Origin of the sequence: Agrobacterium sp. V1 (assembly GCF_030518355.1) — a bacterium.
Taxonomy (GTDB): Bacteria; Pseudomonadota; Alphaproteobacteria; order Rhizobiales; family Rhizobiaceae; genus Agrobacterium; species Agrobacterium cucumeris.
On record NZ_JAULSF010000001.1, the window covers coordinates 641,155 to 665,061 of the forward strand.

Consider the following 23,907-nt stretch of genomic DNA (forward strand, 5'->3'; position numbering starts at 1 on the left):
TTCCCCGCCCGGGGAACCCGTAAATCACGCTGTCCAGCGCTGAATGTCACCGCTTTCGCCGATCATCGCCAGACCATGGGCAATCGAGAGCAACTCGCCGCCGCTTTCGATCCGGTCAGCATCGAAACGCCGGGTGAAAAGCTCCCGCACCGCGGGTACGAAGGAGGTGCCGCCGGTCAGGAACACCTTGTCTATGGCTTCGGGAGCCACCTGCGTTTTTTCCAGCACCTCGTCCAGTGCGCCTTCGATCTTGGCGAGATCGTCGGCGATCCAGCCGTTGAAATCGCTGCGTTTCGCCATCTTGCGCCCGGCCTTGCCGAGCGGCGTGAAGTTGAACTCCGCTTCTTCCGCCGAAGAAAGCGCCATCTTGGTGGCGGAAATTGCCTGATAGAGCGGGTATCCCTCGTCATGGTCAACGAGATCGACGAAGAGTTCGAGCTTTTCCGGCTCCAGCGCCGAACGCACCAGCGATTTCAGCGCGGTGAATTCCTTGGAGGTCTTGAAGATCGACAGCTGGTTCCAGCGACCGAAATTCACGTAATAACCGGAGGGCACGTCCAGCACCTTGTCGAAGCTCTTGAACTTGCTGCCCTTGCCGATCTCGGGCGAGACCAGATTGTCGATCATCCGGAAGTCGAAATGATCGCCCGCCACACCGACGCCGGAATGGCCGATGGGGGTGGCGGAAAGCTTGCCGGCATGGGTCTCGAAACGGATCAGCGAATAGTCGGTGGTGCCGCCGCCGAAATCCGCCACCAGCACATTGGCGTCCTTCTTCAGGCTCTGGGCGAAATAATAGGCGGCTGCCACCGGCTCATAGACATAATGGATTTCCGGAAAGCCGGCGCGCGTCAGCGCCTCGTTGTAGCGGGCGAGCGCCAGCGCTTCGTCCGGATTGCTGCCGGCGAAACGCACCGGCCGGCCGGCGATGACGGTCGAGACGTCGCCTGGCCATTCGTCACCCGCATAGGTTTTCAGCTTGCGCAGGAACACCTCCATCAGATCCTCGAAGCTCTGGCGCTTGGCGAAGATCAGCGTGCCCTGAAACAGCGGCGAGGCGGCAAATGTCTTGATCGACTGCAAAAAGCGACAATCGCCGGCATTGTCGATGAACTGCCGGATGGCGGCATGGCCCGCTTCCACATGCAGCGCGGCGGCACCGAGGCCGGCATCCTTCATGAAGGAGAGCGCCGTGCGCATGCTGTCATCCGTGCCGGCGTTGCTGGTGAAACGCATGGAATGGCTGTCACCGCCACCGTTGGAAAGAGCCATGACCGTGTTGGTCGTGCCGAAATCGAGGCCAAGTGCCCGCTTTTGCGTCATCGCCATATCCTTGTCGCCGAAAAAATATTCGCCCGGCCCTTGGGTGGCCCGGCGTGAAAATAAGGGATGCCTTTGGCGTCCCGATGTCAGAGGAGGGCGGTTGATTGCACAGGGCAGATGGAATGGCAAGCGTCGGCCCGCCGTTTTTCGGCCAATTGCTGCCGGACGGCCCGTCCCCTTTGTCTGAAGGGGGCTGGGGAAACATCGACAGGGGGGGAGCGGGTGGTAAACGATTTGCTCATGCGCCAATGAAAGAATGCGATAGTTTTCGGCAATATCTTTAGGGGTTCGTGGTTATAATGGCGCAAATCAGAAGATTAGGTGGCGAGGCATATTTTATACTCAAAGAATATAAATCGAAGCTGCCTGTATTGCGTTTCACCTGTTGCCCTTCCCAACCCGGAAAATTTGATGTCCCGCAAGATAACCGACTCCCTCCTGGAAGACGTACCGTTGGACTGTCCCGAGTCGGTGCGGGGCGAGATTGCGGTTTTCAACCGGCAGCTTCTCAATCTCATGGAAGCATCGCAGCAGGGTTACGCGCTTTTTGACGGCAGTGATGAGTTGCGTTTCGCCAATACGGTTTTTCGCAAGGCGCTCGGCATCGGGCCGGCTGATTTCCCGAGTTGGGTGGACCTGATGCGTAGCGGGTATCGAAGCTCCACCGGCACCGCCATTGAAACCGCCGATTTCGAGCTTTGGCTGCGTTCCGCCAGAACACGGCGCGGCAAGCTGCCCTTCCGCACCATTGAGACCGGTCTCAATGACGGGCGCTGGGTGCTGACGACTGAAACGACGTTGCCGGGCGGCTGGATGCTGTGCGTCGTCACCGATATTTCCGAACTCGGCATCGAATTGCGCGATCTCAGACAGGAGCGCGACAGGGCGTTGAAGTCGGCGCTGAGCGATGAACTGACCGGTCTCGGCAACCGCCGTTATGCCATGGATAGCCTCAATCACATGCTCGGCCCCAACAAGGCGCAGGCACTTGCCGTCATCATCATGGATATCGATCACTTCAAGTCGGTGAATGATCGCTTCGGGCATGCCTGCGGCGATCTGGTTCTCAAGGATTTCGCCGCGCGGCTTTCCGCGAGCGTCGGGCGCGATGATCTCGTCGGCCGGATCGGCGGAGAGGAGTTCCTGCTGGTCCTCAGCGGTTCGCGGATGCATATCGCCGAGACTGTCATGCGGGAGCTGCTGTCGTCGCTGGCGGATGCGTCACCGCTCGGGGATATGCCGGATTTTCGTTATAGCTGTTCGGCCGGCATAGCCTTTGCCAATCCCGGCGAGAGCGCCAGAGATGTTCTGCGCCGCGCCGACACGGCCCTTTACGAAGCCAAGAACACCGGCCGAAACCGCTTCGTGATCTACGAAACGGTTTCCTGACGCATGTATGCGTGGCGGCTGTCAGTTCGACTTTGCCGCGCCGCCATCCACTCGCAGCATCGTGCCGGTGATATAGCTTGCCGGCACCGAGCACAGGAAAGCGCCGGCGGCGGCAAATTCTTCCACCGTGCCGAGGCGACCGGCCGGAATGCTCTTGACCGAAGCTTCACGGATTTCCTCGACGCTTTTGCCCAGGCGCTTGGCGTTGGCGCCATCCAGCTCGTCGATGCGGTCGGTGTGGATGCGGCCGGGCAGAAGCAGGTTGGAGGTGATGCCGAAACCGGCCACTTCGCTGGACAATGTCTTGCTCCAGCCCACCAGCGCGCCGCGCAGGGTGTTGGAGAGCGCCAGATTGGCGATGGGTTCGAACACGCCGGATGAGGCGACGGTCAGGATGCGGCCGAAACCCTGTTCCTTCATCTGCGGCAACAGCGCATTGGTCAGCGTGATGACCCGCAGCACCATCGACTGGAAGAAGGTGTCGAGCTTCTCGGTCGTCATTTCCTGAGCGAGACCCGGCGTCGGGCCGCCGGTGTTGTTGACGAGAATATCGATGCCGCCGAGCTTGTCCTTGACGGCTTCAACCATGGCCTCGACGAAATTGTCATCGGCCAGATCACCCCACACCCAGTCGGCCTTGCCCTTGCCGAGCGCGTTGATCGCCTTGCAATTCGCCTCCAGTTTTTCGCCGCTTCTGCCGACGAGAAGAACATTTGCGCCTTCCTTGGCGAGCGCCGTGGCAATGCCCAGCCCAAGGCCGCGAGAAGAGGCGAGAACGAGGGCGCGTTTGCCGGAAATGCCGAAATCCATGGGGTTTGTCCTGTCTTGTGAGGAGTGTCTGTGCTGTTTATAGGAAGGTGGCGTCCGCTTTTGAAGGTCAAATACACGTCATGACAGAACAATCTCTGCTTAAATTCTCCATTGCCGTCACGGTTCTTCTGGCCCTGTTCGGCATCAGTGCGGGTTTGTTCTCCGGCTCCTTCGCCGTGGTTTTCGATGGTGTTTATGCGCTCACCGATGCCTTCATGACGGTGCTGGCGTTGCTCGTGGCGCGGCTTATCGCAGCCTCGGCCGCGCCCAAGCCGGGTGGCCGGCTGGTGGAGCGTTTCACCATGGGTTTCTGGCATCTGGAGCCGATGGTGCTCGGCCTTAACGGCACGCTGCTGATGGGCGCGGCGATCTATGCGCTGATCAATGCCATCGACAGCCTGATGGATGGCGGCCGCTCGATCGAGTTCGACTATGCCATCATCGTCACCTTCTTCAGCTTTGCCGTTTCGCTTGCCATGGCATGGTTCGTCAAACGGCAGAACCGCCGGCTGAAATCCGCCTTCGTGGCGCTGGATGCCAAAAGCTGGCTGATGAGCGCGCTCTTGAGCATGGCGCTGTTCGTCGCCTTCGCCATCGGTTACGGGCTGACCGGAACATCGCAGGCATGGCTCGCGCCCTATGTCGACCCTGCCGTGCTGGCGCTGGTCTGCCTTGTCATCATTCCCATGCCGCTCGGCAATGTGAAACAGGCGCTTGCCGATATTCTTCTGGTCACGCCGCTGGAATTCAAGCAGCATGTGGACCGGGTGGCGACGGAGACGGTCGAAAAATTCGGCTTCGCCTCGCATTATTCCTACGTCGCCCGCGTCGGACGCGGCCGACAGATCGAACTTTTCTTCATCGTGCCGAAGAACTGGCCGGCCCGACGGCTTGAGGAGTGGGATGCCATCCGCGACGAGATCGGCGATGCGCTTGGCGGCGAGGGAGCCGACCGGTGGCTGACGATTGTGTTTACGACGGATGAAGAATGGGCGATTTGAGCGTTCCAGGCCACTGAAGATATCGGCCCAACGGTCTTTACACTTTGTTTTCAGCGCCTGAATTGCATGAGGGAGGCTAATCCATCGATCTGTTGGCGGCAGCCAAACGATTGCGCTCGACCTCGGCAATATTTTGCAGAACCCAGCCGGTTAGCCTTGTAAGAGGTTCCGCCAGAGATTGACCAAGAGCGGTCAAACTATATTCCACCTGCGGGGGAATCGTCGGATAGACTTTTCTGGAAACGAGGCCATCATTCTCAAGAGCGCGCAGCGTTCTTGTCAGCATTTGCTGGCTAATTCCCCCTATAAGTCTGCGCAACTCATTGAACCTCCTTGGGCCATCAAGCAGCATCGTAATCGTCATTATAGTCCATTTGTCACCGATGCGGCCAAGCATCTGGCTAATGGGACGGCAATCCGCACTCGTTCCGGGTTGTGATGGCGGGGTAGGTAGATTCATGTGACCAGGCCCTAAAATTATGCGTTCTTGTGTTGTTCCCAGTCTAACATACATAGCTAGTCACGAAAACATACTGCCATAGGAGATGTTATGACTGACCGGAAAACAATTGCAATTTTTGGATATGGAACCGGGCTCGGCGCGTCCGTCGCGAGACGTTACGGTACGGCTGGCTTCAGGGTCGCCCTTGTTGCTCGCAATGCTCAATCCCTCAGCGAGAGGGTAGACGAACTGCTGGCGCAAGGGGTGGATGCCAAGGCCTTTCCTGCCGACCTCAACGAGATTGAAGCAATCCCGGCTTTGGTCCGTGATATCGAAGATAAGGCCGGTCCCATTCATACCGCGATTTTTGCGCCTGTCGGCAATTTCCGGATGCTTCCAGCGGTCGATCTGACATCAGCTTCGCTGAGAGAACTCACCAATATCCTGACATTCGCACCGGTTGAGGTTGTCAGGGCAGTATTGCCTGGGATGCTCGCTCGCGGCGATGGCGCGATCGTCATTGCGGATGGTCTTTCGGCCGTAACACCAATGCCGGGGCTAAGCGGCCCGGGCCCCGCTTTTGCTGCCACACGCAATTACATTCTTGGCCTTCACGATGAGATCAGGGATCGCGGAGTGTTCGCCGGAATGCTTCACATCGGTGCGATGATTGACAACTCCACGGGACTTCGTGCGGCAGTCGCCAACGGCCTGCCTGTCGGTGACGGGCGTTTTCCAACGATCGATCCTGACACACTTGCCCAGGAGATCTGGTCGCTCACAACCGAGCGGACCCATGCCGAAGCGATCCTGCCTGCGCAACATCACCGGCATTGAAGTGATTTGACTATTGATCGTGGGCAGCGACGATGCTGCTGCCTGCGATCAAGACGAGCTTGGTGGCGAGGGAGCCGACCGGTGGCTGACGATTGTGTTTACGACGGATGAAGAATGGGCGATCTGAGCGGGACGCCCGAGACTGGCCGCACGCAGTGCTTGAAAATAAGGACATCGACGCCCGAAAATCGGCGGTCGCAACGCGAGGCCGGTGTTAGCAGTTTTCCGGATTGTTGCAGCGGCTTCGGCCGCCTGTAACGACTGATTGGATGAGCAAAAGCTCGGCAATATCGATCACAGGAGAGACCGCGATGAACAGTCAAATCGAACGTGCGGAAATATTCCGCAGCTTGCACATTCCGGGTGATCCCATCGTCCTCTACAACATCTGGGATGCGGGAAGTGCGGTGGCCGTTGCGCGTGGCGGGGCGAAGGCGATAGCCACCGGAAGCTGGTCTGTCGCCGCGGCACAGGGTTATTCGGATGGTGAGGAAATGCCGCTGGATGACGCATTGTCAGTCGTCGCGCGCATAACGAAATGTGTCGATCTGCCTCTCACCGTGGATTTTGAAGGCGGTTATGCAGATGATCCCGCCGCCGTTAGGCAGAATGTTGGCCGCCTGTTTGCCCTCGGCGTCATCGGATTGAACTTCGAAGATCAGGTGGTGCAGGGCAGGGGTCTGCATGACATAGGTCACCAGTCGGATCGGCTTCGGGCGGTCCGCAGCGCGGCAAGTGATGCCGGTATCCCGGTTTTCATCAATGCGCGAACGGATGTGTTTCTGAAGGCGGCGGAAGGGGTGGATCACGCAACCCTGCTGGACGACGTATTCGCCCGCGAGGCCGCCTATGCAGCAGCAGGCGCGGATGGCTTCTTCGTGCCCGGGCTGAAGGATAAAAAGCTGATCGAAAAAATATGCCGGCAGACGACGCTGCCGGTCAACGTCATGACATCGGGAGACACGGAAGAGGTTCGTGCGCTGGCAGAGATCGGCGTCGCCCGGATCAGTTTCGGACCCGCACCCTACGCAAGGGTCAGCCGTGACCTGGAAAGCAGCGCGCGTATTTTTGTCTGAAAAGAGGCGCGCGCTTCACTCAAAAATCCGGCTGTCAATCGGTATCGAACATCCGGCCGATCTTGTCGCCGACCTTGCCCTTTTGCTGGACAAGTGCTGACGGCTTCGGAGAGGAACAGTCCGGCAAGGCGAAAATGGCCACGGTAACAACCATACTGTGGCCGGCCGGACTACATTTGCGCGATCCCGGCAGGGGCGTAACTCGCCCTGAGCCGTCTTGCATCTGTCCGCTCGAAACCTACATGGGCGGGGTTATTGGCAAATGGGTATTCATGGACAAGTCAAGTTTTTCGTCGCTACAGACGCCACGTCTGATCCTCCGCACGTTCCGGGATGAAGATTTCCCGTCGTATGCCGACTATCACGGTCGCAGCGACGTCTACAGATTTCTATACGCCTCACCGCCCCGGAAGACGGCACTCGCGGCTCAGTTCGCCGAGATAGTGACGGGTTCATTCAAAGAGGATGGCGATACGCTGCGGCTTGCGGTAATCCGGCGCGATGATGACGCGCTGATTGGCGAGGTGCTTCTGAAAATCGCCAGCCGGGAAGCACTGCAGGCTGAAGTCGGTTATATCTTCAATCCGTCCTTCTCTGGAAAGGGTTACGCCACCGAGGCCGTGCGGGCGATGATCGGGCTGGGTTTCGACGTATTTGGATTTCACCGGATTTTTGCCCGGCTGGACACTCTGAACCGCGGCTCGATCGGGATCGTCGAACGTCTCAAAATGCGCCGGGAAGCACATCTCATTCAGAATGACCGCTTCAATGGCACGTGGGGTGACGAGTTCATCTATGCCGTTTTGAATGACGAGTGGAAAACCCTGTCGCAGGCCTCGCCAGAATAACGCCCTGGATGGAGGGTTGGTATCAGCTATCGACCCCTAACGGTCAAACGCCGAGGGCTGAAGTTTCCCGGACCGCAGAAGATGCTGAAGCGTGTAGGCAACCGACAGGGCATCATCCAGCGCATCGTGTCCTTTGAGAACGGGGTGATCGACACAAAAATAATCCGCTAGTTTGTTGCTTGGTGTTCGGGCAAGGTCTTCAAGGGGCATTCCGGCGGCAAGCAGCAGCTTGACGGCGTTATCGAACCGGGATGCAGGAATTGGCGGGCTTATACCGGCAATATAGCAACTGATCGCCATCATATTCAGTTCGTCTTTCCCCCAGGACCACAATTTCGCTCCTTGTGAGAACATCTCCACATCCGCCAGCGCCTTATGAAGGCTTGTGCCCTTCTCATCGATCTGTTCTTCGGTAATTCCGGTGAGGTTTGTAAAATATGGATCGAGCGCATATCTGTCGCCATACCGGTCAACAGGTGTGACATAGGATTTGAAGGTCTCCAGAACAGGGAAATCGGCTTCAAGGCCGATCCTCACGGCGCCGATCTGGGCGATGACGGGATCAGGATCGATTGCCGCACACCAGAACCGGCCTTGCGACCCCTGAATGCAGAGAAATTCACAGTCGAAGACGATAGCTGTTTTCATGTGTCTTGCCTGCCGATCGGATCGCTCGTCTTTGCCACACTAGTCCCGATCACCAGAATGGCAATGGTGGCTGCCAGCGCCTCGCCGGGGAGTAACTGGCGCTCGCCAAACGGTAAGGGCTCTTGACGCCTAAACATGTCACCCTTATTCTTGTATTACGTGAACGTAAAAGTAATAAAATAGTCATCAGGTTGTCTGACAATTAAGTGGCGTGCGACATGTTTTGCCGCTATAGAAGCTCGACAAAGGCGTCTTGCTTTGCGAAGACAGGGGAGGCGAACTCCTTGTTGCGCACGGGCTTTTTACCTCGCACCGGCAATGCCCTGCCGATGGTGGAAAGCGAATATAATAACAGCCGGATGGGACCGGCGATCTGAGAGGATGAGATGACGGAAGCGATGGAACTGCCCGAACGCGAAGCGATGGAATTCGACGTTGTGATCGTCGGTGCGGGTCCGGCCGGTCTTGCTGCCGCGATCCGGCTGAAGCAGGTGGAGCCGGAGCTTTCGGTTGTCGTTCTCGAAAAGGGTGCTGAAGTCGGCGCCCATATCCTCTCCGGTGCCGTGGTCGATCCGATCGGCATCGACCGGCTGTTGCCCGGCTGGCGTGAGGAGGAGGGGCACCCCTTCAAGACCGAGGTCAAGGACGACCAGTTCATGTTTTTGGGCCCGGCCGGCTCCATCCGCCTGCCGAATTTCATGATGCCGCCCTTGATGAACAATCACGGCAATTACATCGTCTCGCTTGGGCTGGTCTGTCGATGGCTGGCGGAAAAGGCGGAAGGGCTCGGCGTCGAGATCTATCCGGGCTTTGCCGCCACCGAAGTGCTTTATAATGACGAAGGCGCCGTCATCGGTGTCGCCACCGGCGATATGGGCATCGAGAAGAACGGCGAGCCTGGCCCCGCTTTCACCCGTGGCATGGAACTGCACGGCAAATATGTGCTGATCGGTGAAGGCGTGCGTGGTTCGCTCGCCAAGCAGCTGATCGCTAAATACGATCTGTCGAGGGATCGCGAGCCGCAGAAATTCGGCATCGGCATCAAGGAGCTCTGGCAGGTCAAACCGGAGCACCACAAACAGGGCCTCGTGCAGCATTCCTTCGGCTGGCCGCTGGGTTTCAAGACCGGTGGCGGTTCGTTCCTCTATCATCTCGAGGATAATCTCGTTGCCGTCGGCTTCGTGGTGCATCTCAACTACAAGAACCCCTATCTTTATCCTTTCGAGGAATTCCAGCGCTTCAAGACACACCCGGCCATTCGCGATACGTTCGAGGGCGGCAAGCGCATCTCCTATGGCGCGCGCGCCATCACCGAAGGTGGTTACCAGTCGGTGCCGAAGCTCACTTTCCCGGGCGGCGCGCTGATCGGCTGTTCGGCCGGTCTCGTCAACGTGCCGCGCATCAAGGGCAGCCACAATGCCGTGCTGTCGGGCATGCTGGCGGCGGACAAGATCGCCGCGGCGATTGCGGCCGGCCGTGCCCATGACGAGGTGGCCGAGATCGAGGCCGAATGGCGCGAAGGCGATATCGGCAAGGATTTGAAGCGGGTGCGCAACGTCAAGCCGCTCTGGTCGAAATTCGGCACGCTAGTTGGCGTCGGCCTTGGTGGTCTGGACATGTGGACGAACCAGCTGTTCGGTTTCTCGCTCTTCGGCACGCTGAAGCATGGCAAGACGGATGCGCAAAGCCTCGAGCCGGCTTCGAAGCACAAGCCTATCGCCTATCCGAAGCCGGATGGCGTTCTGACTTTCGACCGCCTGTCCTCGGTGTTCCTGTCCTCCACCAACCATGAGGAAGACCAGCCGGTGCATCTTCAGGTGAAGGACATGGAGCTGCAGAAGCGCTCCGAACATGACGTCTTTGCCGGTCCTTCGACGCGTTATTGTCCGGCAGGTGTCTACGAGTGGGTGGAGAAGGATGGCAGGCAAGTCTACGTCATCAACGCCCAGAACTGCGTGCACTGCAAGACCTGCGACATCAAGGATCCCAACCAGAACATCAACTGGGTGCCGCCGCAGGGCGGTGAGGGGCCGGTTTACGCCAATATGTGATGGTGGCTAAAAGGGGTGAATTCCCCTCCGTCGTTGTATTCGGGCCTATCCCGTTTCCGTCATTCCGGCCTTGAGCCGGAATGCAGCCGGCGCGTCTGCGCGGCGAGAAGGCCATTTCACGGCGCAGACGCGCCGTGGCTGGATGCCGGCTCAAGGCCGGCATGACAAAGGCGAAAGCGTTCTTTGCCCCCTGCCTATTTGTGGATTGCTCTTCGATTTCTTACATATAGGATGTTGGGGTGTCCTGCCGTCAACTGGCCCGTGGAATGCGGGATGGAAATGCGGTAACGCCTTGAATGTGCATATGGTCCCCAGGGGCGGCTCACGTTTGCGCCGTCGCTCCGGTGGCAGGGAGTAAGAGAATGCCCGGCTTTCAGAAGCTGAATATCGTGCGGAAGACAAGGTTTGGTGCCGCTTTGGCGGCCGGCGTGGTTATTGCCGTTTCGCTGAGCGGCGGTCCGCTGGTGGCTGCCAGCTGCCGCGCCGATGCCATGGCCGGCATAGACTGGCGCGAATGCAACAAGCGTCTCCTGATGCTGGGTGGCAGCAATCTCGATTCGGCGATGCTTTACGGAGCGGACTTTACCTATACCGACTTGCGCGGCTCTTCGCTGAAGGGCGCCAATCTCGAAAAGGCGAAACTCATCCGCACGGCGTTGGGAGAGGCGAACCTGCAGGGCGCCAATCTGACCAAGGTGGAAGCTTATCGCAGCGACTTTAGCGCCGCCGACGCCACCAACGCGAAATTTATCAACGCCGAAATGCAGCGCACCAAGTTCGAAAAAACCAAGCTCGACGGTACGGATTTCACCAAGGCCGAACTCGGCCGCGCCGATTTCGAGGGCGCGACGCTGAACGGTTCGAAATTTTCCCTGACCAACCTGTCGCGTGCCCGCTTCGGCGGCGCAACACTCGGCGGCCCGGTGGATTTCACCAGTGCCTTCCTGCTCCTGACGCGCATCGAGGGGGTGGATCTTTCCACCGCGACAGGGCTGGAGCAAAGACAGGTCGATATTGCCTGCGGTGATGCCAAGACAAAATTGCCGAGCGGACTGACCACGCCTGCATCATGGCCGTGCCCTGAAGATCCGGACGACGACTGACAAGACAAAAGCCACGCGAGTTTTTTCGGGCGTGGTGGTGGCACAGGGCGGAATTGGCGCGCCCGCACAGGCGGACGCGCTGTCGCGTCGGTTAGAAGCCCGAAAGCACGATCTTGCCCTTGGCCTTGTTGCTCTCGATCAGCGCATGCGCCTTGATGAGATTTGCGGCATTGATGGCGCCGAAGACTTCCGTCAGCGTCGTCTTGATCTTGCCGGCATCGACCAGTTTCGCAACATGGTTCAGCAGTTTGTGCTGCTCGATCATGTCAGGTGTCTCGAAGACCGCGCGGGCGAACATCATTTCCCAATGGATCGATACGCATTTGCGTTTGAAGGCCATGACATCGAAACCGCCGGCCGGATCGTCGATCAGCGCGAAACGGCCCTGCGGCGCAATGGTCGCCACGCTGTCGGCGGCGTGAATGTCGCTATGGGTGGTCGAAAACACGAAGCCCGGCGCGCCGAGGCCAAGCGCCTCCACCTGCGGGGCAATCGGCTTGCTGTGATCGACGACATGATGCGCGCCGAGGTCTTTCGCCCAGGCCATCGTTTCCGGCCGCGAGGCGGTGGCGATGACGGTCAGGTCCGTCAGCGCCCGCAAAAGCTGGATGGCGATCGAGCCGACGCCGCCGGCGCCACCGATGACCAGAACGGCGTTGGCCGCGCCCGGAACCGGATCCTTCACCCGCAGCCGGTCGAACAACGTCTCGTAAGCGGTGATCGCCGTCAGCGGCAGGGCTGCGGCTTCCTCGAAATTCAGCGATTTCGGCTTTTCGCCGACAATGCGTTCATCGACCAGGTGGAATTCGCTGTTGGAACCGGGACGGTTGATGACACCGGCGTAAAACACCTCGTCGCCGGGCTTGAACAGCGAGACCTTGTCGCCGATGGCCTTCACCACGCCCGAGGCGTCGAAACCGAGCACGCGAGTAGCACCATTTTCCGGCGACTGGTTGCGGCGCACCTTGGTGTCAACCGGGTTGACCGAAACGGCCTTCACCTCCACCAGAATGTCGTGCCCCTTCGCCTCCGGCTGCGGCAGGTCGATATCGACAAGCGCATCGCTGGCGGTGATGGGCTGGCTTGTCCTGTAACCGATGGCGCGCATGAACAGTCTCCTTTGCTTGTTTGCGTGCCTCTTACTTGATACATATGAACACCAATCGCAAGAATGCACATTTTGTGATGATACATACAAAAAGGATACTGTGATGTCGCGACCGCGCGCCAAGCTCACCGGCAATTTTCCCGGTTGCCCGGTGGAATCGACCTTGAGTTTTCTCGACGGAAAATGGAAAGGCGTGATCCTTTATCACCTCATCAACGAGGGCACGCTGCGCTTCAACGAGCTGCGCCGCCATATTCCAAGCGTCACCCAGCGCATGCTCACCAAGCAGCTGCGCGAACTGGAGGAGGCGGGTCTGATTTCGCGCACCGTCTTCCCGGTGGTGCCGCCACGTGTGGACTACGCGCTGACACCGCTTGGCGACACGATGAAGCCGGTGATTTCGGCGCTGAAAAGCTGGGGCGACGCCCATGTCGTCTGCAAGAATGGCGCGAAATACACACAGCTTCCCCAGGCCGAGGAAAAGGCCGCCTGAAAAATCACGGGTAAGACCACGTGCCGCTTTCCATGCTCGCGATGGTGCGATGCAACATGTATTTGCCCCGATTAATGCATAATGCTGCCATCGTGATTCGCAGCAGGGACATCAAAGCACATGAGCATGGGTTGGATGGAGGCCGGATTTCTCGGCCTTTTGCAAGGACTTACGGAATTTCTTCCGATTTCTTCAAGCGCGCATCTGAGGATAGCCGGGGAGTTCCTGCCCTCCGGCGCCGATCCCGGGGCCGCCTTCACCGCGATTACGCAAATCGGTACGGAAATGGCCGTGCTGGTCTATTTCTGGTCGGATATCATGCGCATTGCCGCCGCCTGGCTGCGGCAGAACCTGCGCCTCGGCCCCTATGACAAGGCGGATGCCCGCCTTGGCTGGCTCATCATCGTCGGTTCCGTGCCGATCGTGTTTCTCGGCCTGTTCTTCAAGGATGCCATCGAACATTCGCTGCGCAACCTCTATATCACCGCCGTGATGCTGATCGTCTTCGGCATCGTTCTTGGCATTGCCGACAGGATTGGTGAAAAACGCTACAAGCTGAACCAGCTGATCTGGCGCGACGGTATCCTCTTCGGTTTCGCGCAGGCCATGGCGCTGATCCCCGGCGTCTCGCGCTCGGGCGGCACCATCAGCGCCGGCCTGCTGCTCGGCTACACCCGAGAGGCGGCCGCCCGTTATTCCTTCCTGCTCGCCGTTCCCGCCGTCTTCGGCTCCGGTTTCTACCAGCTCTTCAAGAGCATCGGTGAGGACAACCCGGTCGGCTGGGGGCAAACGGGACTTGCCACCCTGATCGCCTTCATCGTCGGTTACGCGGTTATTGTCGTCTTCCTCAAGCTGGTCTCCACCAAGAGCTACATGCCCTTCGTCTGGTACCGCGTGGTCATCGGCTTCATCCTGCTGGGGCTTTTGGGGACGGGCGTCATCAGCGCCGGCGGGTGAGGGGAGCCGCACTCGCCGTCATCCTCGGGCTTGACCCGAGGATCCATCGTGCGTCGGGTTGTGGATCCTCGGGTCAAGCCCGAGGATGACAATGGCGAGATTTCGATTTGTAAAAGTGAGGCCCGCTCTTTCGAGCGGGCCTTTCGTCTTTTAGAGCAACGTGCCGCTCAAGATCACCAGCGCCACCGAGAAGTAGATGACGAGGCCGCTGACATCCACCAGCGTGGCGACGAAGGGGGCAGACGCGCTGGCGGGGTCAAGCCGCAGGCGCTGCAGGATGAAGGGCAGCATGGAGCCGGCAAGCGAACCGAAGGTAACGATGCCGACAAGTGCCGAAAACACGGTGGCGCCCACCAGCAGCCAGTGTTCGCCGTAGTCGTAAAAGCCGGCCTGCTGCCAGACCGTGAGCCGCAGGAAACCGATGGCGCCCAGAATGCAGCCGAGCGTCAGGCCCGTCGGGATTTCCCGAAGCAGCACCCGCCACCAGTCGGAGAGCTTCAGTTCGCCGAGCGCCAGCGCCCGGATGATGAGCGAGGTAGCCTGCGAACCGGAGTTGCCGCCCGACGACATGATCAGCGGAATGAACAGCGTCAGCACCACGGCCTTTTCCAGCTCGCCTTCGAAATGCTGCATGGCGCTGGCCGTCAGCATTTCGCCGAGGAACAGTGCTGCGAGCCAGCCGGCGCGCTTGCGGATCATGTCCGGAAAGCCGATCGTCATGTAGGGCTTGCCGAGCGCCTCCATACCACCGAACTTGTGGGCGTCCTCCGTTGTGTCGGCGATCATGGTGTCGATCACGTCGTCAACGGTGACGATGCCGAGAATATGCGAGCGGTCATCGACGACGGGCAGTGCCAGAAGGTCGTGCTTGCGGATCAGCCGGGCGACATCCTCCTGCGACATCAGGGGGCTGGCGCAGACGATGCCTTCCTTCGATGCGACAGAGAGGATTGAGGCGCCAGCTTCGCCGGTCAGCAGGCGACGCAGCGTCACGACGGTGGAAAGCGTTCCGTCCTGCGCCAGCACATAGATGGCATAGACCGTTTCACGCGACCGCTCGACGACGCGGATGTGCGAAAGGGTCTGTTCCACCGTCCAGTCATCAGGCACGCTGACGAATTCCGTGGTCATGATCGAGCCGGCCGTGCGCGGCGGATACCCCATCAGGTGCTTGATGGAGAGCGCCGTCGTGCGGTCCAGCCGGGAAAACAGCTTTGCGCGCGGTTCTTCGGCCATTTCCGCCATGACGTCGGCAACGCGGTCGTCAGACATCAGGTTGACGAAGCGGGCAGCCTGTTCGACAGGAATATGGGCGATGATCGCGGCTGCGCCGTGCAGTTCGGGCCTGTCGAGAATGGCGACGGCCTTTGCCTGCGGCATGGCGAGCAGGGCGGTTGCGGCTTCGCCGACATCAAGCGTATTGAGGTGCTCGACGCGTTCGGCAATGGTGGTGGAGCCGGCATTTCCGCTACGAAGAAGACGTGCGGCCTTGCTGGCCCTCTGGGAGAGGTTGTGGAAGTTCATGATTGCTCACCTTTCCGTCGATTCGCCGATAACGGCGAACGCGGTGGTGAGCCGACAGCGGTCGGATCAGTTCACGTTCGCCGGTCTCGGCAAAGGCAATCGACTGCTACTGTCGCTAGACATCTAATGATGCTCCGTTGAAATCCGCGCCGTGCCGCAAGGCATGCGCGTAAGGTCGTGTTGCGCCTGAAACCGAAAAGAGTCAAGCGCCCGATTGTGAAATTTCCGTAAGCTGCGATAGGGCCGGCTCAGGCCGCCTTTTCGCGCCGCTCGACGGTGACGGAAATGAGGAAAACGCCAAGCCCGAGAAGCGACAGAACCGCACCGACATAACCTGTCGAGGCATAGCCATAACCCATGGCGATGACCAGCCCGCCGAGCCAGGCGCCAAGCGCATTGGCGATGTTGAAGGCGGAGTGGTTGGAGGCGGCGGCCAGCGTCTGGGCATCCTGCGCCACATCCATCAGCCGCGTCTGCACAGCCGGACAGGCGGCAAAACCGCAGCCGATCAGGAAGACGCAGAGGCACAGCATGAACGGTTCATGCGCCGTCATGCCGAACACGACCATGACCAGCACGTTGAAGGCGAGCATGCCGCCAATCGTGCCGTTGAGCGAGATATCCGCCAGCCGCGAGCCGACCACATTGCCGACATTCATGCCGATGCCGAATAGCGCCAGCACCATCGAGACGGTGGAAACCGGCATCATCGCCACATCAGTGGTGGTCTTGGCGATATAGCTGAACACCGAGAACATGCCGCCGAAACCGACAGACGCGATGGCAAGCGTAAGCCACACCTGCACGCGGCGGAAAGCGCCGAGTTCGCGCCAGACGCTTGCACCTTCCTCCACCCGGTCACGCGGCTGGAACAGCCAGAGCAGGGCAACGGTCAGGAGCGCTATGCCGCCGACCAGCATGAAGGCGGCGCGCCAGGACAGCAGCTGGCCGAAGAAGGTGGCAAGCGGTGTGCCGAGCAGCGTGGCGATGGTGAGGCCGAGCATGACGCGGCCGACGGCGCGGGCGCGTTTATGGATCGGTGCCATAGAGGCCGCCACCAGCGCGGCAACGCCGAAATAGGCGCCATGCGGCAGGCCGGTGATGAAGCGCAGCACGGTAAAGCTCAGGAAGTCAGGTGCGACGGCGCTCAAGATATTGCCGGCTGCAAAAAGCCCCATCAGGCCGAGAAGCAAAGCACGCCGCGTCATGCGCGCGGCAAGGATGGCGATGATCGGCGCGCCGATGACGACGCCGAGCGCATAGGCCGTGATGACGTAACCCGCCTGTGGCACCGTCACGCCATAGGTCGTGGCGACGTCAGGCAACAGGCCCATGATGGCGAATTCGCCGGTACCGATGCCGAAGCCGCCGGCGGCCAGCGCCAGTTCGATAAGCGCGATGGCAAGCGGCGAGAGCGCCACGGCCGGAGTGTCCGTGTAAACGGTTTCATTCTCCGCTGCGGGACGGGCTTCGGAAATTTTCGACTGGCTCATGATGACCTGAGAAGGGGGAGGACCCCACAGAAAAAAGGGCAAGACCGTATGGGAGCGGTCTGCCCTGACTGGAGATGCGCGGTCATGAAAATGACCTTAAGTGATCCCTAACATGAAATGATGCGTTGCGGTAGAGCGATTCTCGGTAAAAGAGCATCTTCACGCGATGGTGTTCGGAACTCTATATGAAGCCAGGCATTTACGCGCGGCTGCGAACGTTACGGGACCGGGTTGGACATGAAGCTCATTGCAATTTTCAATCGTGATGGCGGCACCTTTCGCACCACTGATATGGACGCCTATTGCGACCACGCCCGTGCGGTCTTTTCCCGGGCGGGGCACCAGATCGAATGCCGTCTGGTTTCCGGAAAGGACATTGTCGAGGAAATGCAACGCGCTGCCGATGAGCCTGATATTGAAGGCATCATTGCCGGCGGCGGCGATGGCACCATTTCGGCCGCGGCCGGCATCGCCTGGAAACAGGGCATTGCACTCGGCATCGTGCCGGCCGGCACCATGAACCTGTTTGCCCGCTCGCTGAAACTGCCGCTCGACATTCGCCTGGCGCTGGAAACGCTGGCAAATGGCGAGATCGCCAGCGTGGATATAGCCAGTGCCAACGGCCGGCTTTTCGTTCACCAGTTTTCCGCCGGCCTGCATTCGCGCATGGTGCGCTATCGCAACAATCTCGCCTTTGCCTCGCGTCTCGGCAAGATCAAGGCAAGCATCCGCGCCGCCATCAGCGTCATCCTCAATCCGCCGGTCTTCGAGGTCGAATATACCGTCAATGGTGAAACCCAGCACCGCAAGGTATCGGCCATTTCCGTCTCCAACAATGAATTCGGCCAGAACTCGCTGCTGGTGGCGGATAATGTATCCGGCGGCCATCTCGGTTTTTACCTCACCGATCCGCTGCGCCCTTCCGGTGTCGCAAGGCTTGCCTTCGACATTCTGCGCGGCAGGCTGAAGGAAAACGCCGCCGTGACAGCCATGACGGTGACGGATGTGGAGCTGCATTTTCCGAAGAAACGCCACGATGTGCGCTGCGTCATCGATGGCGAATTGCTGCCGATGGAGCGGGATGTGGCGCTGGAGGTGCATGCCGGCGAGTTGAAGGTGCTGGTGGGGCGGGCGTTTTTCGCATAACGCGAACGGAGTATGTTTGGATTGAGTGATCGCCGCTTGTTTCTTCTCCCCGAGGGGGAGAAGTCCGCGGCAGCGGGATGAGGGGGCGAGCTCTCCGAATTCCGGCAACCTCGCCCCCTCATCCGACCCTTCGGACCACTTTCTCCCCCTCGGGGAGAAGAAACCCGGCCGCCTCCGTTCGTCCAGGCCGCCCCCTGAAAATCACCAGCCTTGCCAAATCAAAGCCGCCCGGCCATGTTCGGCAGGCGCGGTGGCTTGAGCGCCGTCGCCTTTATGGGAGTGCGATCTGTCATGAATGAAGTCTCCAAGCCGATATCCAACCTTGCCGCCATCGATGCCGCCCATCACCTCCACCCCTTTTCCGATATGGGCAAACTGAATGCCGCCGGCACCCGCATTATCGAACGGGCCGAAGGGGTGTTCATCTATGACAGCACCGGCAAGAAATACCTCGACGCCTTTGCCGGCCTCTGGTGTGTGAATATTGGCTATGGACGCCGCGAAATCGCTGATGTCGTTCAGAGGCAGATGAACGAGCTGCCCTATTACAACGCGTTTTTCGGCACCACCACGCCGCCCGCGACACTTCTGGCGCAGAAGATCGCCTCACGCGCCGGGCCTGGCATGAACCATGTATTCTTCACCAATTCCGGTTCGGAAGCCACCGACACCTGGTTCCGCATGGCGCGGGTCTACTGGAAGGCGCTTGGACATCCGACGAAGACGAAGGTCATTGCCCGCCGAAACGGCTATCACGGCTCGACGGTGGCCGGCGCCTCGCTCGGCGGCATGAAATGGATGCACGAGCAGGGTAACCTGCCGATCGAAGGCGTTGCCCATATCGGCCAGCCCTATTGGTATGCCGAAGGCGGCGATCTTTCGCCCGCCGAGTTCGGTCTGAAAGTGGCCCGCGAACTGGATGCGAAGATCGATGAACTCGGCGAGGAAAACGTCGCCGCTTTCGTCGCTGAACCCATTCAGGGGGCAGGCGGCGTCATCGTGCCACCGGAAACCTACTGGCCGGAAATCGCCCGCATCTGCAAGGCACGCAATATCCTGCTCGTATCGGATGAGGTGATCTGCGGTTTCGGCCGTCTCGGCTCCTGGTTCGGTTACCAGCATTTTGGCGTGGAGCCGGATTTCGCCCCCGTCGCCAAGGGCCTTTCATCCGGTTATCTGCCGATCGGCGGCGTCATCGTTTCCGACCGCGTGGCGGAAGTGATGTTGTCGGAAGTCGGCGACTTCAACCACGGCTTTACCTATTCCGGCCACCCCGTCTGCGCCGCCGCTGCACTGGAAAACCTTCGTATCATCGAGGATGAGGGTCTGGTGGAGCGGGTGCGCGACGATATCGGTCCGTATTTCTCCAAAGGCTGGAAAAGTCTTGATGATCACGAACTGGTGGGCGAGGCCGTGAATGTCGGCCTGATGGGCGGCCTGCAGATAACTGCCGACAAGGCAATCCGCAGACGTTTCGCCAAGCCCGATGACATCGGTACCGCCGTGCGCAACCATTGCCTTGCAAACGGCCTTGTCATGCGTGCGACTGGTGACCGCATGCTGGCCTCGCCGGCGCTGACCATCAGCCGTTCGGAAGTGGATGAGATCATCGAGACGTTACGCAAGGGGCTCGATCACCTGCGTGATACGCGAGAGCATTTCTAGGAAAAGTCGACACCGGTTTTCCGTTAGAGAATGCGAAAAAAGTTTCCAAGGGAGGAATAATCAGATGGCAGGACAGGAACATCGTTACGCCGTGCAGGTTAAATGGACAGGCAATCGCGGCAAGGGGACGTCGGGGTATCGCGATTATGAACGCGACTACACGATTTCCACCGCAGGGAAAGCCGATATCGCCGGCTCCTCGGACCCTGCTTTCCGCGGCGATCCCTCCCGCTGGAACCCCGAGGATCTGCTGGTCGCTTCCCTCTCGGCCTGCCACAAGCTCTGGTACCTGCATTTCTGCTCGGTCAATGGCATCATCGTTGAAGACTATGTCGACAACGCCGAAGGCACGCTTGTCATGGAAAAGGACGGCGCGGGGCAATTCAGCGAAGTGGTGCTGAAACCGATCATCACCATCTCGAAGGGCGATGCAGCCCGCGCGGATGAGCTGCACCATGATGCGCATGATAAGTGCTTCATCGCGCGGTCGGTGAATTTTCCAGTGCGGGTGGAGGGGACGGTGAAAGTGGTTTGAGACGGATGCGGCGCGCGATCTGCGCGAGTGGACCGCGGCGGGCAACTTCACGAGAGAATGTCCAGTAAAAGTGCGTAGTTGTTTTGCTGGACATCCATAAAAATAAAGGGATAGAGCGCTTCCAAAGATCTCGATTTGTCTGAAGCGCTATAGGCTCAGTCATAATTGTTGTTGTCCGCTAAATGCGTTATTTTGCTGTGATTGTATTGTTTCTTTCTCCGTCATTCCGGCCTTGAGCCGGAATCCAGTCAGCCCAAGTCTTTGGGCTGAAAAGACTCTTCTCGCCGCGCGGACGCGCGTCGGCTGGATTCCGGCTCAAGGCCGGAATGACGGAGGTTATGTTCCTTGATGGCAGTGAGAGCATTGAGTGAGTCAACTAGGACTCATCCGTTCTCCAGCTGTCGCGGATTCCATTGAGATTGCCTTCACGGCCGACGTCTCGAAGTTTCCGGTGTATGCGGATGAATTCTCTCAGAGCCATTTCAACCGCCGCTTCGGTGTTGGATAGCCCGGTAATTTCCATAATCTCTGCAATCAGTGCATCATCCAGATCGATCGTTACACGCAATTCAACGCCTCAAGGTGTCTGGGCTACATCAGCACCTTGAGGGCGAGGATGTGCAATCTTACTGGAACGCCGTCTCGTAAAAGCTTCGAAGCTTGCGCGAGTGCAGTGTTTCCGTCGGCATGGCGGCGAGTTTCTGCACGGCGCGGATGCCGATTTGCAGATGCTGGGCGACCTGGGTGCGGTAAAACTCCGTCGCCATGCCCGGCAGCTTCAATTCGCCATGCAGCGGCTTGTCGGAGACGCAGAGCAGGGTGCCGTAGGGCACGCGGAAGCGGAAACCGTTGGCCGCGATGGTGGCCGATTCCATGTCGAGTGCTATGGCGCGCGACTGCGACAGGCGCTTGACGGGACCGGCCTGATCGCGAAGCTCCCAGTTGCGATTGTCGATGGTGGCGACGGTGCCGGTGCGCATGATGCGCTTCAGCTCGAAGCCCTCGTAACCGGTGACTTCCGCCACGGCGCCTTCCAGCGCCAGCTGCACTTCGGCCAGCGCCGGGATTGGCACCCAGACCGGCAGGTCGTCATCAAGCACGTGGTCCTCACGCACATAGGCATGCGCCAGAACATAATCGCCCAGCCGCTGGCTGTTACGCAGGCCGGCGCAATGGCCGACCATCAGCCAGGCATGCGGGCGCAGTACGGCGATATGGTCGGTAATCGTCTTGGCGTTGGAAGGGCCGACGCCGATATTGACCAGCGTGATGCCGGCATGGCCCTTTTTCTTCAGGTGATAGGCAGGCATCTGCGGCAGGCGGGCGAGCACGGCGTCCGTTTCCGGCCTGTCGGAACCGGCATTCGTGATGATGTTGCCCGGCTCCACGAAGGCTGTGTAACCTTCGCCGCCATTCTTCATCATCTGCCGCGCCCATGCGGCGAACTCGTCGATATAGAACTGGTAGTTGGTGAACAGCACGAAATTCTGGAAATGGCTGGCGCTGGTCGCCGTATAATGGCTGAGGCGGGCAAGCGAATAATCGATGCGCTGCGCGGTAAAGGGCGCAAGCGGTGCGGGTTCGCCCGGCACCTGGTCATATTCGCCATTGGCGATGAGATCATCGGTATTGTTGAGATCGGGCGTATCGAACAGATCGCGCAGCGGCACGTCGGAGAGCGACGATGCGGCCGCCGCCTCGACATAGGCGCCTTCGCCAAAAGCGAAGTGCAGCGGAATGGGTGTGGCCGATTCCGACACCGTGACCGGAACGCCGTGGTTCTTCATCAGAAGCCCCAGCTGCTCTTTCAGATAATGGCGGAACAGCTCCGGCCGGGTGATCGTCGTTGTGTAGACGCCGGGCGCGGTGACGTGGCCATAGGAGAGACGCGAGTCGACATGGCCGAAGGTTGCGGTCTCCAGGCTCACCTGCGGGTAGCAGGCGCGGTAACGGCCGGCAATCGGCGCGCCCTTGGCAAGGTCGGTGAAGGAATTGATCAGGAACGCCGTATTGCGTTCGTAAAGCGCGGTCAAAGCCTCGACTGCTTCTTTCGGGTCCGTGAAGGACTGCGGCGCGAAAGGCTCGGGGCTGATGAAGGTGAAGGGCGGAATCGTTCGTTTTGCTATTGTCATGGCCCATTATAAGAGGGCAATTTCGACAGGCAAGCGACAGAAATACGAAGAAACTGAAAAGAAACGGAAAAAGCGGCTGGATCGATAAAGCGTGTGCTAGATTCAGCCGAGCGCGCCGCGCTGCAGGCTCATCAGGAGCACAAAACCGGCGCCCTTGGATGCCGGGCGGGGATCGGCTTTGTAAACCGCAAGTCCTGCCACCGGGCCGAGAAAGATCGAGGCCATCAGCACCAGCCGCAGGGCAGAGAACAGGCCGTTTGAAAAAGTGTTGGTCATCGGTCGGTCCTCAAAGTACGACGGGGCAATTGGCGGCGGGTGCCGGGCTGTGCTGGCAGGCAATTGCCGCACCGGCATTCACCCGCTGAAAACTGCGGTTCGGATTAACGACGAGCGAAGCGAAGGACATGGCGAAGATCGCCATGAGAAACGCGAAGATTGCCAACCGGCTGATCAACTTTGCCATGTCCATTCCCCTTTATTGGAGTTGATGGACAGAGTTTTGCCATACTCGGACTGAACGGACCCTGAGACCCCGGTTCATATGGTGTTCAGGGATGTTAACGGGTGGTGACAGGACAGATTGATGCCGCAATGGCCTCGCTGGAGACCTTGGTCACTCGTCTTTTGATCACGCGGAAGAGGCGGTCACGCGCGCGGCAAGATCGGCCATGAGGGTTTCGAGTGCTTGCGGTTTCGTCACATCGACGACCGGCACGTTATGTTGCTGCGCCGAGGCCAGCATCTCGGTATTCTCCCGCAGCGATCGCTCGACGAAGGCGTCCATGATCCGCCGCTGGCTGGCCGTTGCATCATCGTATCGGGCGTGAGAGCGCATCCTCTCGAGAAGGAAATCATTCCCGGCATGCAGAAAGACACCGGCGATCGCGCTGCCGAGCAGGGGTGATATGAATTCCGGGCGCAGGGCCGCACCCTCGAAGATCACGGGATTGCCGGTATTGCAGCTGTTGTCGATCCGCGAGCGGATCAGCGGCCAGATGTTCTGGTGATGAATCTTCAGAAACCAGTGGACCGTGTCTGCCGAAAGCTGCGTGTAATATTCCTCCACCGGTGCCGGTATGCCCGGCCAGGGCCTGCCGGGGTGGCGGGCGAGGCTGTCGGTCGATATCGCCTCACAGCCGAGCCTTTCATTCAAAAGACCGGCAAGGGTGCTTTTGCCCACATGCGAGGTGCCGGCAATCAGGATCGTCGAAAGGGGGAGGGGCATGCGTGGCTCTCGTTGGGGTGCGGCTGGGTGGCACGATACATCAACGGTCAGGGATGTTCCACGCGGCATCCGTTTGTGGCTCTGGGCGCAAAAAATCTCCC

At 59.5% G+C, this 23,907-nt stretch carries 24 protein-coding genes; 12 read left to right on the forward strand and 12 right to left on the reverse strand.

What is annotated here, in order from left to right; translation table 11 throughout:
• Nucleotides 1-24: 24 nt before the first annotated feature.
• On the reverse strand, nucleotides 25-1,323 hold the full coding sequence (locus QSV77_RS03140) for an Hsp70 family protein (protein ID WP_302732493.1): 1,299 nt from the start codon (nucleotides 1,321-1,323) through the stop codon (nucleotides 25-27).
• Nucleotides 1,324-1,734: 411 nt separating this feature from the next.
• On the opposite strand from QSV77_RS03140, the gene QSV77_RS03145 reads away from it, so the two are divergent.
• Nucleotides 1,735-2,712, forward strand: a complete 978-nt coding sequence (locus QSV77_RS03145; RefSeq protein ID WP_302732494.1) for a sensor domain-containing diguanylate cyclase — start codon at nucleotides 1,735-1,737, stop codon at nucleotides 2,710-2,712.
• A 21-nt stretch (nucleotides 2,713-2,733) separates the two neighbouring features.
• On the opposite strand, the gene QSV77_RS03150 is transcribed toward QSV77_RS03145, so the two are convergent.
• Nucleotides 2,734-3,522 (reverse strand): SDR family oxidoreductase, encoded by a 789-nt coding sequence (locus tag QSV77_RS03150; RefSeq protein WP_269698416.1) that lies wholly within the window; start codon nucleotides 3,520-3,522, stop codon nucleotides 2,734-2,736.
• An 80-nt stretch (nucleotides 3,523-3,602) separates the two neighbouring features.
• Between QSV77_RS03150 and QSV77_RS03155 the strand changes: the two genes are divergently transcribed.
• Nucleotides 3,603-4,523: a cation diffusion facilitator family transporter gene (locus tag QSV77_RS03155; RefSeq protein WP_142839419.1), complete on the forward strand. Its 921-nt coding sequence runs from the start codon at nucleotides 3,603-3,605 to the stop codon at nucleotides 4,521-4,523.
• A gap of 76 nt (nucleotides 4,524-4,599) precedes the next feature.
• Here QSV77_RS03155 and QSV77_RS03160 read toward each other — a convergent pair whose 3' ends face one another.
• On the reverse strand, nucleotides 4,600-4,983 hold the full coding sequence (locus QSV77_RS03160) for a helix-turn-helix domain-containing protein (RefSeq protein WP_271360927.1): 384 nt from the start codon (nucleotides 4,981-4,983) through the stop codon (nucleotides 4,600-4,602).
• Nucleotides 4,984-5,073: 90 nt separating this feature from the next.
• Between QSV77_RS03160 and QSV77_RS03165 the strand changes: the two genes are divergently transcribed.
• From QSV77_RS03165 to QSV77_RS03175, 3 genes are all read left to right on the forward strand, one after another.
• On the forward strand, nucleotides 5,074-5,802 hold the full coding sequence (locus tag QSV77_RS03165; protein ID WP_302732495.1) for an SDR family oxidoreductase: 729 nt from the start codon (nucleotides 5,074-5,076) through the stop codon (nucleotides 5,800-5,802).
• A 311-nt stretch (nucleotides 5,803-6,113) separates the two neighbouring features.
• Nucleotides 6,114-6,878 carry an isocitrate lyase/phosphoenolpyruvate mutase family protein gene (locus QSV77_RS03170; protein WP_302732496.1) on the forward strand — a complete coding sequence of 255 codons (765 nt, stop codon included), beginning with the start codon at nucleotides 6,114-6,116 and terminating at the stop codon, nucleotides 6,876-6,878.
• 272 nt (nucleotides 6,879-7,150) lie between these two features.
• Nucleotides 7,151-7,726 (forward strand): GNAT family N-acetyltransferase, encoded by a 576-nt coding sequence (locus tag QSV77_RS03175; RefSeq protein ID WP_142839931.1) that lies wholly within the window; start codon nucleotides 7,151-7,153, stop codon nucleotides 7,724-7,726.
• A gap of 36 nt (nucleotides 7,727-7,762) precedes the next feature.
• On the opposite strand, the gene QSV77_RS03180 is transcribed toward QSV77_RS03175, so the two are convergent.
• Nucleotides 7,763-8,374 (reverse strand): 3'-5' exonuclease, encoded by a 612-nt coding sequence (locus QSV77_RS03180; protein WP_302732497.1) that lies wholly within the window; start codon nucleotides 8,372-8,374, stop codon nucleotides 7,763-7,765.
• Between the two features lie 386 nt (nucleotides 8,375-8,760).
• Here QSV77_RS03180 and QSV77_RS03185 point away from each other — a divergent pair, with 386 nt between their 5' ends.
• Together QSV77_RS03185 and QSV77_RS03190 are read left to right on the forward strand one after the other, a co-directional pair.
• Nucleotides 8,761-10,425 carry an electron transfer flavoprotein-ubiquinone oxidoreductase gene (locus QSV77_RS03185; protein ID WP_302732498.1) on the forward strand — a complete coding sequence of 555 codons (1,665 nt, stop codon included), beginning with the start codon at nucleotides 8,761-8,763 and terminating at the stop codon, nucleotides 10,423-10,425.
• A 362-nt stretch (nucleotides 10,426-10,787) separates the two neighbouring features.
• Nucleotides 10,788-11,528 (forward strand): pentapeptide repeat-containing protein, encoded by a 741-nt coding sequence (locus tag QSV77_RS03190; protein WP_302732499.1) that lies wholly within the window; start codon nucleotides 10,788-10,790, stop codon nucleotides 11,526-11,528.
• 91 nt (nucleotides 11,529-11,619) lie between these two features.
• Here the strand turns inward: QSV77_RS03190 and QSV77_RS03195 are convergent, their stop codons facing one another.
• Nucleotides 11,620-12,636 carry a zinc-binding alcohol dehydrogenase family protein gene (locus tag QSV77_RS03195; RefSeq protein WP_302732500.1) on the reverse strand — a complete coding sequence of 339 codons (1,017 nt, stop codon included), beginning with the start codon at nucleotides 12,634-12,636 and terminating at the stop codon, nucleotides 11,620-11,622.
• 103 nt (nucleotides 12,637-12,739) lie between these two features.
• Between QSV77_RS03195 and QSV77_RS03200 the strand changes: the two genes are divergently transcribed.
• Together QSV77_RS03200 and QSV77_RS03205 are read left to right on the forward strand one after the other, a co-directional pair.
• On the forward strand, nucleotides 12,740-13,129 hold the full coding sequence (locus QSV77_RS03200) for a helix-turn-helix domain-containing protein (RefSeq protein ID WP_142839427.1): 390 nt from the start codon (nucleotides 12,740-12,742) through the stop codon (nucleotides 13,127-13,129).
• A gap of 120 nt (nucleotides 13,130-13,249) precedes the next feature.
• The gene (locus tag QSV77_RS03205) at nucleotides 13,250-14,086 is read left to right on the forward strand and encodes an undecaprenyl-diphosphate phosphatase (protein ID WP_065115238.1); all 837 of its coding nucleotides are present in this window, start codon (nucleotides 13,250-13,252) and stop codon (nucleotides 14,084-14,086) included.
• A gap of 150 nt (nucleotides 14,087-14,236) precedes the next feature.
• On the opposite strand, the gene mgtE is transcribed toward QSV77_RS03205, so the two are convergent.
• Both mgtE and QSV77_RS03215 read right to left on the reverse strand, forming a co-directional pair.
• On the reverse strand, nucleotides 14,237-15,610 hold the full coding sequence (gene mgtE / locus QSV77_RS03210) for a magnesium transporter (RefSeq protein WP_142839429.1): 1,374 nt from the start codon (nucleotides 15,608-15,610) through the stop codon (nucleotides 14,237-14,239).
• 248 nt (nucleotides 15,611-15,858) lie between these two features.
• Nucleotides 15,859-17,103, reverse strand: a complete 1,245-nt coding sequence (locus tag QSV77_RS03215; RefSeq protein WP_142839430.1) for an MFS transporter — start codon at nucleotides 17,101-17,103, stop codon at nucleotides 15,859-15,861.
• A 237-nt stretch (nucleotides 17,104-17,340) separates the two neighbouring features.
• Here QSV77_RS03215 and QSV77_RS03220 point away from each other — a divergent pair, with 237 nt between their 5' ends.
• The 3 genes from QSV77_RS03220 (at nucleotide 17,341) to QSV77_RS03230 (ending at nucleotide 20,449) form a co-directional block, all read left to right on the forward strand.
• Complete coding sequence (locus QSV77_RS03220; protein ID WP_302732501.1) at nucleotides 17,341-18,249, forward strand: diacylglycerol kinase family protein; 909 nt, start codon at nucleotides 17,341-17,343, stop codon at nucleotides 18,247-18,249.
• A 291-nt stretch (nucleotides 18,250-18,540) separates the two neighbouring features.
• Complete coding sequence (locus QSV77_RS03225) at nucleotides 18,541-19,914, forward strand: aspartate aminotransferase family protein (RefSeq protein WP_302732502.1); 1,374 nt, start codon at nucleotides 18,541-18,543, stop codon at nucleotides 19,912-19,914.
• A 64-nt stretch (nucleotides 19,915-19,978) separates the two neighbouring features.
• Entirely contained in the window at nucleotides 19,979-20,449 is a 471-nt protein-coding gene (locus QSV77_RS03230; RefSeq protein ID WP_302732503.1) for an OsmC family protein, read from the forward strand.
• A 376-nt stretch (nucleotides 20,450-20,825) separates the two neighbouring features.
• Here the strand turns inward: QSV77_RS03230 and QSV77_RS03235 are convergent, their stop codons facing one another.
• From QSV77_RS03235 to QSV77_RS03255, 5 genes are all read right to left on the reverse strand, one after another.
• Complete coding sequence (locus QSV77_RS03235; RefSeq protein ID WP_142839433.1) at nucleotides 20,826-21,017, reverse strand: type II toxin-antitoxin system VapB family antitoxin; 192 nt, start codon at nucleotides 21,015-21,017, stop codon at nucleotides 20,826-20,828.
• 58 nt (nucleotides 21,018-21,075) lie between these two features.
• A complete protein-coding gene (gene amn / locus QSV77_RS03240) occupies nucleotides 21,076-22,581 on the reverse strand; it encodes an AMP nucleosidase (RefSeq protein ID WP_269698401.1) in 1,506 nt (501 codons plus the stop codon).
• 102 nt (nucleotides 22,582-22,683) lie between these two features.
• Nucleotides 22,684-22,857 (reverse strand): hypothetical protein, encoded by a 174-nt coding sequence (locus tag QSV77_RS03245; RefSeq protein WP_193559488.1) that lies wholly within the window; start codon nucleotides 22,855-22,857, stop codon nucleotides 22,684-22,686.
• A gap of 10 nt (nucleotides 22,858-22,867) precedes the next feature.
• Nucleotides 22,868-23,050 (reverse strand): hypothetical protein, encoded by a 183-nt coding sequence (locus QSV77_RS03250; RefSeq protein WP_035218142.1) that lies wholly within the window; start codon nucleotides 23,048-23,050, stop codon nucleotides 22,868-22,870.
• 159 nt (nucleotides 23,051-23,209) lie between these two features.
• The gene (locus QSV77_RS03255) at nucleotides 23,210-23,806 is read right to left on the reverse strand and encodes a hypothetical protein (protein WP_302732504.1); all 597 of its coding nucleotides are present in this window, start codon (nucleotides 23,804-23,806) and stop codon (nucleotides 23,210-23,212) included.
• Between the last annotated feature and the right edge of the window lie 101 nt (nucleotides 23,807-23,907).

What these genes read in the sequence shown, in the direction of transcription:
- mgtE (WP_142839429.1), bottom strand. Translation starts at nt 15,610, where the DNA reads ATGAACTTCCACAACCTCTCCCAGAGGGCCAGCAAGGCCGCACGTCTT.
- QSV77_RS03155 (WP_142839419.1), top strand. Translation starts at nt 3,603, where the DNA reads ATGACAGAACAATCTCTGCTTAAATTCTCCATTGCCGTCACGGTTCTT.
- QSV77_RS03170 (WP_302732496.1), top strand. Translation starts at nt 6,114, where the DNA reads ATGAACAGTCAAATCGAACGTGCGGAAATATTCCGCAGCTTGCACATT.
- QSV77_RS03185 (WP_302732498.1), top strand. Translation starts at nt 8,761, where the DNA reads ATGACGGAAGCGATGGAACTGCCCGAACGCGAAGCGATGGAATTCGAC.
- QSV77_RS03145 (WP_302732494.1), top strand. Translation starts at nt 1,735, where the DNA reads ATGTCCCGCAAGATAACCGACTCCCTCCTGGAAGACGTACCGTTGGAC.
- QSV77_RS03165 (WP_302732495.1), top strand. Translation starts at nt 5,074, where the DNA reads ATGACTGACCGGAAAACAATTGCAATTTTTGGATATGGAACCGGGCTC.
- QSV77_RS03225 (WP_302732502.1), top strand. Translation starts at nt 18,541, where the DNA reads ATGAATGAAGTCTCCAAGCCGATATCCAACCTTGCCGCCATCGATGCC.
- QSV77_RS03200 (WP_142839427.1), top strand. Translation starts at nt 12,740, where the DNA reads ATGTCGCGACCGCGCGCCAAGCTCACCGGCAATTTTCCCGGTTGCCCG.
- QSV77_RS03215 (WP_142839430.1), bottom strand. Translation starts at nt 17,103, where the DNA reads ATGAGCCAGTCGAAAATTTCCGAAGCCCGTCCCGCAGCGGAGAATGAA.
- QSV77_RS03180 (WP_302732497.1), bottom strand. Translation starts at nt 8,374, where the DNA reads ATGAAAACAGCTATCGTCTTCGACTGTGAATTTCTCTGCATTCAGGGG.
- QSV77_RS03230 (WP_302732503.1), top strand. Translation starts at nt 19,979, where the DNA reads ATGGCAGGACAGGAACATCGTTACGCCGTGCAGGTTAAATGGACAGGC.
- QSV77_RS03250 (WP_035218142.1), bottom strand. Translation starts at nt 23,050, where the DNA reads ATGGACATGGCAAAGTTGATCAGCCGGTTGGCAATCTTCGCGTTTCTC.
- QSV77_RS03175 (WP_142839931.1), top strand. Translation starts at nt 7,151, where the DNA reads ATGGACAAGTCAAGTTTTTCGTCGCTACAGACGCCACGTCTGATCCTC.
- QSV77_RS03245 (WP_193559488.1), bottom strand. Translation starts at nt 22,857, where the DNA reads ATGACCAACACTTTTTCAAACGGCCTGTTCTCTGCCCTGCGGCTGGTG.
- QSV77_RS03150 (WP_269698416.1), bottom strand. Translation starts at nt 3,522, where the DNA reads ATGGATTTCGGCATTTCCGGCAAACGCGCCCTCGTTCTCGCCTCTTCT.
- QSV77_RS03190 (WP_302732499.1), top strand. Translation starts at nt 10,788, where the DNA reads ATGCCCGGCTTTCAGAAGCTGAATATCGTGCGGAAGACAAGGTTTGGT.
- QSV77_RS03255 (WP_302732504.1), bottom strand. Translation starts at nt 23,806, where the DNA reads ATGCCCCTCCCCCTTTCGACGATCCTGATTGCCGGCACCTCGCATGTG.
- QSV77_RS03160 (WP_271360927.1), bottom strand. Translation starts at nt 4,983, where the DNA reads ATGAATCTACCTACCCCGCCATCACAACCCGGAACGAGTGCGGATTGC.
- amn (WP_269698401.1), bottom strand. Translation starts at nt 22,581, where the DNA reads ATGACAATAGCAAAACGAACGATTCCGCCCTTCACCTTCATCAGCCCC.
- QSV77_RS03140 (WP_302732493.1), bottom strand. Translation starts at nt 1,323, where the DNA reads ATGACGCAAAAGCGGGCACTTGGCCTCGATTTCGGCACGACCAACACG.
- QSV77_RS03195 (WP_302732500.1), bottom strand. Translation starts at nt 12,636, where the DNA reads ATGCGCGCCATCGGTTACAGGACAAGCCAGCCCATCACCGCCAGCGAT.
- QSV77_RS03220 (WP_302732501.1), top strand. Translation starts at nt 17,341, where the DNA reads ATGAAGCTCATTGCAATTTTCAATCGTGATGGCGGCACCTTTCGCACC.
- QSV77_RS03205 (WP_065115238.1), top strand. Translation starts at nt 13,250, where the DNA reads ATGAGCATGGGTTGGATGGAGGCCGGATTTCTCGGCCTTTTGCAAGGA.